We start from the raw sequence: 6377 nt of genomic DNA on the forward strand, positions 1-6377 counted from the left end.
GACGGGTGCTTTAGCCGCTTACGACGCCGGCTCCGCATCAGGAGCCGCCGCCGCCGCATCCTGCCGGGTCACTGCATTCCAACCCACCAGGGCCACGAAGAGTGTGATCAGGGCGGTCATCAGCACTCCGAGGCCGATGTGGATCTGCAGCAGCACGGTGCCAAGCGCCGCCCCGGCCATAATGAGCCCCACCGCCGCGAGCCGGCGGCCCCAGAACGGATGGGTGCCGGCGCCCAGGCGCGAATCGGCCGCCAGCCCGGTGATGGTGGAGGTCACCACCACGGTGGAGACATCCTTGACGTTGAGGTGGCGGGCGGTGGCGGCCTGGACGCCCATCGCGACGGCCAGGGCACCGGTGATGGCCACCGTCAGGGGCTCGTTGTTGCGCGGTGTCACACCGCTGAGCAGGGCTATGGCCACGGCGGCCATCACGGCGCCCACGCCCGCCAGCAGCCCGGTGGTGCGGTGCGTCCAGCCGGACTTGATGATGCGCAGGGTCCGCCCGGACACCAGGGCGCCGGCCATGAATCCTGCCAGCGCCACTATGGGCCCCAGGACCGGCAGGTTGTCGCCGCCCATCAGCGCCATGCCCAGGATCACCACATTGCCGGTCATGTTCGCCGTGAAGACGCGGTCCAGGCCCAGGTAGCCCACGGCATCGATCACCCCCGTGGAAAACGTCAGCATCAGCATGAGCACCAGGTGCAGCCGGGAAGGGTCAGCGGGGAAGAAGCGTGCGGGCATGCGGTGGCCTTTCGCGGGTCCGGGACGGGGGAAGTTTCCAGTATGCGCCCGTGTCACGCAGAGCACGCTTTTAGATGACGTACGACGGCGGAGCCTTGGTATTCCCTGGTTCCGCCGCCGGCGGGAGGCCAAAAGTATGCCGTGCGTGACGTCGGCCCCGGATGAAGGTGCGTCGGACGAAGGTGCGTCAGGGCACCCGGGCCGTCAGCCGCCGTCGTAATGTCACCGAGGTCAGCCAGGTGACCAGGCTGCAGGCCGCGGCACCCCAGAGGATGTCCGTCACGGCCACCAGTGCCGTGAAGTCCTTGAGGACGGCAAGCCCGGTGAGCGCCCAGGTGGCGTAGGTGAAGAACCCGAACAGCGCCGCCCCGGTGACCCGCTGCCGGATGGCCGCGTCAGGGCTGTTGGGCCGCACCCCATAGTGGACCATCCCGGCCACGAAGATGACGTAGAACAGGACGGCAGCCACGAAATTGGTCTTGTCCGCAAGGATCCCGCCGATGGCCGACTGGTACAGCGGATTCGCCACCCCCAGGATCCACACCACGTCCAGCGCCGCGAAGACGAGGGCTGCGACGATGTAGGCGGTCAGCCAGTTTTTGGTGCGGTGGTTCATGCTGGACTCCTTGTGTCGGTGTAAAGGTTTTCCACGAAGTGGCGGGCGCGTTCGGTGAAGACGGATCGTTTGAGTTTCATGGTGGGGGTGACCATGCCGTGGTTCTCGTTCAGGTCAGCGAGCAGCAGCACGAACCTGCGCACCTGTTCTGACCGAGCGAGCCGGGCGTTCGCGGCGCTGACCACTTTCTCCACCGCGGTGAGCAGCCGGGCGTCGTCGATTTCGACGGCGCCGCCGTCGTCGGGAATGCGCAGCCCGGCGATGTCGGATATGCCCTCCCGTTCGGCCCAGGCCGCCACGGATTCGGGGTCCAGGAGCACCAGCCCGCCGAGGTATGGCTTACCCTCTCCCACCATCACGGCATGGGCCACCAGGGGATCGCCCTCGACATAGCCCTCCCAAATGGAAGGCGTCACGGTCTTGCCGCCGGCGGTGACAATCACATCCTTGATCCTGCCCCTGAGTGTGAGCCGGCCTTGGCTGTCCAGCTCGCCCAGGTCACCGGTCCGGAAGAATCCGTCAACGAAGGCATCGGCACTGTCGGCTGACCGTCGGTACCCGGAGAAGACACCTATGCCGCGGGCCAGCACTTCGCCCTGGTCCGAGATCCGCACGGTGGTACCGGGCATCGGCACACCCACGGACCCGGAGCGGATTGCGCCGGGCAGGTTGCCGGTGAGCGGGGCGGTGGTCTCCGTCAGCCCGTAGCCTTCGATGACCGGCAGGCCCAGGCCGCGGAAGAAGAGGGACAGGTCCGCGTCCAGTGCGCCGGCGCCGGAGAGCAGGCAGTCCAGCCGTCCGCCCACCAGCGCGCGGAGGCGGGCGTAGAAAAGCCGGTCGAACAGACCCCGCCGCGCACGCAGCCCAAGCGGGGCACGGAGGGAAGCGTCGGCGTCGTGCGCTTCCATGAACCTGCCCCACTCCACCGCGGTGCCCTGTGCCCTGGCCCACACCCCGCCCAGGTGCTTCTGCGCCGCGGCCGCAGCAGCGGAAGCCTGGATTTTCTGCAGGACGCGGGGGACCACCACCAGGAACGTCGGCTTGAGCGCACCGAGAGCGGGGACCACATCGCGGGGATCGGAGAGATGCGCGATGCGCATGCCGTTGGCCAAACAGATCAGTTGCAGGCCGCGGGCCAGGACGTGCGCCATGGGCAGGAAGATGATGGTGTTGCCGCCCTCGCGGACCACGCTGGTGTAGGCGGCACCGACGTTGAGGATCTGGCCCACGAAGTTGCGGTGCGTGATCAGAGCGCCTTTGGGGGCTGCGGTGGTGCCGGAGGTGTAGACGATGGTGGCCACCGAGTCGAGATCATGCAGCAACCGTCGTTCCTCCACGTCGCTGTCCGGCACGTCCGAGCCGCGCTGGACAAGGGCTGCCAGGTCGGCTCCCTGACGGGCGTCCATGGTCCACACACCCAAGTGCGCCGAGCCGCTTTCGGCGAAGCCGTGGTCCAGCAGGGCGGCGTGTGCGGCGGTGCCGGCGATGGCCAGGCGGACGGCGGCGTCCTCCAAGACGGCGCTCACTTGAGGTTGGGCGGAGGTTTCGTAGATGGGGACCACGACGGCGGCGGCGAACCAGGCTGCCATGTCCGCCACCGCCCACTCATAGCGGGTGGGGGACATGATGGCCATCGAGTCGCCGGGCCGCAGCCCGGCGGCGATCAGCCCCTTGGCCAGCGCCCGGACTTCCTTGACGAACTGCCCGGTGGTCACCTGCTGCCAGGAATCGCTCACAGCTGCGCCGCTGGCGCGGACCTCGAAGGCGACGTGGTCCGGGGAGGTACGGAAGCGGTGCATCAGCAGGTCAGTGGCGTTTCGATGTTCGGACAGGTCGGCCAGCGGCGGCGAGGTGAACTCTTTCATGGGGTTTCTTTCTCGGAAAGGGAGTGCAGATGGTCCTGCATGAGGTGCATCGCGACACTGAGGAAGTCGCTGACGGCGTCCTGTCGCATGCGGGGCAGGGACTCGATGTGCTGGTTAGTGGACGCCATCAGAGGCTGCATGAGGTCCATGACGTCCTTGGTGGCGGCGGGGGTGGCGCTGACATGCACGTGGCGACGGTCCTCGTCCGACCGGAGCCGTTGGGCGTAGCCGTGCGCTTCCAGCCGGCTGACGATTGCAGTGGTGGTGGCAGCCGTGGCCCCCAAGGTTTCGGCAAGCTTGCCCACGGTGACCGGCCCGGAATGGCTGAGCGCTGAGAGGGCGCGGTAATCGGTGAGGTTCAGTTCCAGCCGGCGGGCCACCTCCCGCTCGGTCCGGGTAGCGAGGTCGAACAGCGCCTGCAGCGCTACGGCGGCGGGGTGATACGGCAGTTTCACGGTTCCTCCTGCGTCGCGCTGATAGTATTTATGGTTGTCTAGTGATCAAATTAATTTGAATACATGAAAGACTAGCAGGAGTGATTGGGACCGGCCGTGCAGAAGCGCGCGGTGGGCCAGGGGAAAGGAATCTGTCCGTGAACGAAAAGAGCCGCAAGGCCCTCATCAGCACAATTATTGCCGTGGTGGTGGCGGCGCTCATCGCCCTTGCCGGCAGCCAAGGCGGGTCCACGATCGGCGGATTCCCGGTGTTCGGTCTGGGGGTTGCCGTTGCCTTCGTGATCCAGTGGCTGGTGTTCATCCCGTCCTACAAGGCGCAGACGGAGAAGTTCTACGATCTCACCGGGGCCTTGACATACATCTCCATCACGGTGTTCCTGGTGCTGGCGTCCCCCGGCGTGGACGCCCGCGGCATGCTGTTGGCGGCCATGGTGGTGCTGTGGGCCGGGCGGCTTGGCAGCTTCCTCTTCCTGCGGATCAGCAAGCACGGCAAGGATGACCGCTTCGACGAGCTCAAGCCCGACTTCTTCCGTTTCCTGAACACGTGGACCATCCAAGGCCTGTGGGTGGTACTTACCGCGGCGCTCGCGTGGGTGGCCATCACGTCTGACAAGAAGGTAGGCCTGGACTGGTTCTTCTGGGTGGGCCTGCTGGTGTGGCTCGCGGGCATGTCCATCGAGACCGCCGCGGACGTCCAAAAGAACCGTTTCAAGGATGACCCCGCCAACAAGGGCCGCTTTATCAGCACCGGGCTTTGGTCCAAGTCGCGCCACCCGAACTACTTCGGCGAAATCACGCTGTGGGTGGGTGTCGCCATCATCGCCCTGCCCGTGCTCCAGGGCTGGCAGTGGGCGGCGCTGATCTCCCCGGTGTTTGTTGCCCTGCTTTTGACCAAGGGCAGCGGCGTGCCGCCCCTGGAGAGGAAAGCGGACAAAAAGTGGGGCGGGCAAGCCGACTACGAGGAATACAAGAAGAACACGCCCGTCCTGGTGCCAAAGTTGAAGTAGGTTTCCCCTCCGGTTATCCCCGTCCAACGGCGGCACTTGAAAAGTACTCCCCTCGATGAGCTAGAATTCATTCATCAAGGGGAGTACTCCCGTCTGTGATAGGCCCGTCAATACGGATGCAGCGAAGCATTCCGGGCCATCGGCTCCGGTTCAACCGGGCGGAGGAGACCTTGGCGTATCTGTCAGCGCCAACCCCTCGGAGTACCCAAATGCAGGTATCACCACTGATCTGGATCATCACCCTTGCTGTGACCGTCCTGTTCTTCGTTTACGAATTCTTCGCGCATGTGCGCAAACCCCACGAGCCGTCCATCGGTGAATCGGCGCGCTGGTCCGCTTTCTACATCGGACTGGCGCTGGTTTTCGGCGTCGGGATAGGTATGGTCTCCGGCTGGAACTTCGGCGGTGAATACTTCGCCGGGTACCTCACCGAGAAGGCCCTATCGATCGACAACCTCTTCGTCTTCCTGATTGTGATGAGCGGTTTCGCGGTCCCGAAGAAGTACCAGCAGAAGGTGCTGATGATCGGCATCGTCATTGCGCTGATCCTGCGTGGTGGCTTCATCGCCATCGGCGCAGGCCTCATCGAGAACTTCTCCTGGATCTTCTACATCTTCGGCGCGCTGCTGCTGTTCCTGGCCTACAAGCAGGCGTTCGGCAGCCACGACTCCAACCCCGCGGACGGAAAGTTCATGCAGCTGGTCCGCCGCGTCCTGCCCGTCACTGACGAGTACCACGGCGATAAGCTCACCGTGAAGAAGGGCGGCACCCGCTTCTTCACCCCCATGATGCTGACCATCATCGCCATCGGTTTCGTGGACCTGATCTTCGCCGTCGACTCCATCCCCGCCATCTACGGACTGACCAACGAGGCCTACATCGTATTCACCGCCAACGCGTTCGCCCTGATGGGCCTGCGCCAGCTGTTCTTCCTGATCGGCGGGCTGCTGGAACGCCTGGTGTACCTGGCCCAGGGCCTGGCGGTCATCCTCGCCTTCATCGGCGTGAAGCTGGTCTTCCACGCCCTCCATGTCAACGAGCTGTCCTTCATCAACGGCGGCCAGCCTCTCCTGTGGGTCCCCGAGATTCCCATCTGGTTCTCACTGGTGTTCATCGGAGCCACCATTGCTGTGGCCACGGTAGCCAGTCTGATGAAGACCCGCGGTGATGGCGACAAGCACGACCGCCACACCGTGGAAGGCGGCACCGTTGCTGCTGCCTCCAAGGACCAGCCGGAAACGGATCAGCAGTCCGACGACGACCTGAGCCCCAGCGCCCGGGCACCCAAGTAACAGCTGTGACCCACTGCATAACGGGCAGTTCCGGCCGGTAGCGAGGCTGGAGAGTGTCAACGGCCCCCGGAATCCTTTCAATTGCAAGGGTTTTGGGGGTCGTCCCCGTGGTTGGGGGGTGGATTTGCGGTGGGGTTGGTGGGCGTGTATTGTTTTCTGAGTCGCCGCCGCTGATGCGGAAAGATAGCGGCGAAAACCCCCTTCTGAATGGCCTGAAAAATGGTTCGCACTGTGGTGTGTTCCTGGTGGGTGGGGCTGGTTCTTGTGTGCTTTGTTTCGCTGGTAAGCGGATTTGCGAAGTGCCGGGTGATCGGGTAAGTTTGGAAAGTTGCTCCGGAGCGATCTTGGACCTTGTTGGTTTGGGTGGTGCCGGGTGTGTCTGTTGTTTGAGAACTCAA

6 protein-coding genes are annotated in these 6377 nt (G+C 64.6%); 2 read left to right on the forward strand and 4 right to left on the reverse strand.

What is annotated here, in order from left to right:
* Nucleotides 1–18 precede the first annotated feature (18 nt).
* The 4 genes from ACFV4R_RS13865 to ACFV4R_RS13880 all read right to left on the reverse strand — a co-directional run bounded on the left by ACFV4R_RS13865 (nt 19) and on the right by ACFV4R_RS13880 (nt 3680).
* The gene (locus tag ACFV4R_RS13865; protein WP_377203003.1) at nt 19–744 is read right to left on the reverse strand and encodes a YoaK family protein; all 726 of its coding nucleotides are present in this window, start codon (nt 742–744) and stop codon (nt 19–21) included.
* A 187-nt stretch (nt 745–931) separates the two neighbouring features.
* The gene (locus ACFV4R_RS13870) at nt 932–1360 is read right to left on the reverse strand and encodes a DUF2177 family protein (protein WP_377203004.1); all 429 of its coding nucleotides are present in this window, start codon (nt 1358–1360) and stop codon (nt 932–934) included.
* Nucleotides 1357–3225 carry an AMP-dependent synthetase/ligase gene (locus tag ACFV4R_RS13875; RefSeq protein ID WP_377203005.1) on the reverse strand — a complete coding sequence of 623 codons (1869 nt, stop codon included), beginning with the start codon at nt 3223–3225 and terminating at the stop codon, nt 1357–1359. The genes ACFV4R_RS13870 and ACFV4R_RS13875 overlap by 4 nt, the downstream gene beginning before the upstream one ends.
* Nucleotides 3222–3680, reverse strand: a complete 459-nt coding sequence (locus tag ACFV4R_RS13880) for a MarR family winged helix-turn-helix transcriptional regulator (RefSeq protein ID WP_377203006.1) — start codon at nt 3678–3680, stop codon at nt 3222–3224. The genes ACFV4R_RS13875 and ACFV4R_RS13880 overlap by 4 nt, the downstream gene beginning before the upstream one ends.
* Before the next feature lie 137 nt (nt 3681–3817).
* Between ACFV4R_RS13880 and ACFV4R_RS13885 the strand changes: the two genes are divergently transcribed.
* Together ACFV4R_RS13885 and ACFV4R_RS13890 are read left to right on the forward strand one after the other, a co-directional pair.
* Nucleotides 3818–4687, forward strand: coding sequence for a DUF1295 domain-containing protein (locus ACFV4R_RS13885; protein ID WP_377203007.1), 870 nt, complete (start codon nt 3818–3820; stop codon nt 4685–4687).
* Between the two features lie 209 nt (nt 4688–4896).
* Nucleotides 4897–5979: a TerC family protein gene (locus tag ACFV4R_RS13890; protein WP_377203008.1), complete on the forward strand. Its 1083-nt coding sequence runs from the start codon at nt 4897–4899 to the stop codon at nt 5977–5979.
* Nucleotides 5980–6377 lie beyond the last annotated feature (398 nt).

It is taken from the genome of Pseudarthrobacter sp. NPDC059871 (genome assembly GCF_042731175.1).
In the GTDB taxonomy this organism is placed as follows: domain Bacteria; phylum Actinomycetota; class Actinomycetes; order Actinomycetales; family Micrococcaceae; genus Arthrobacter.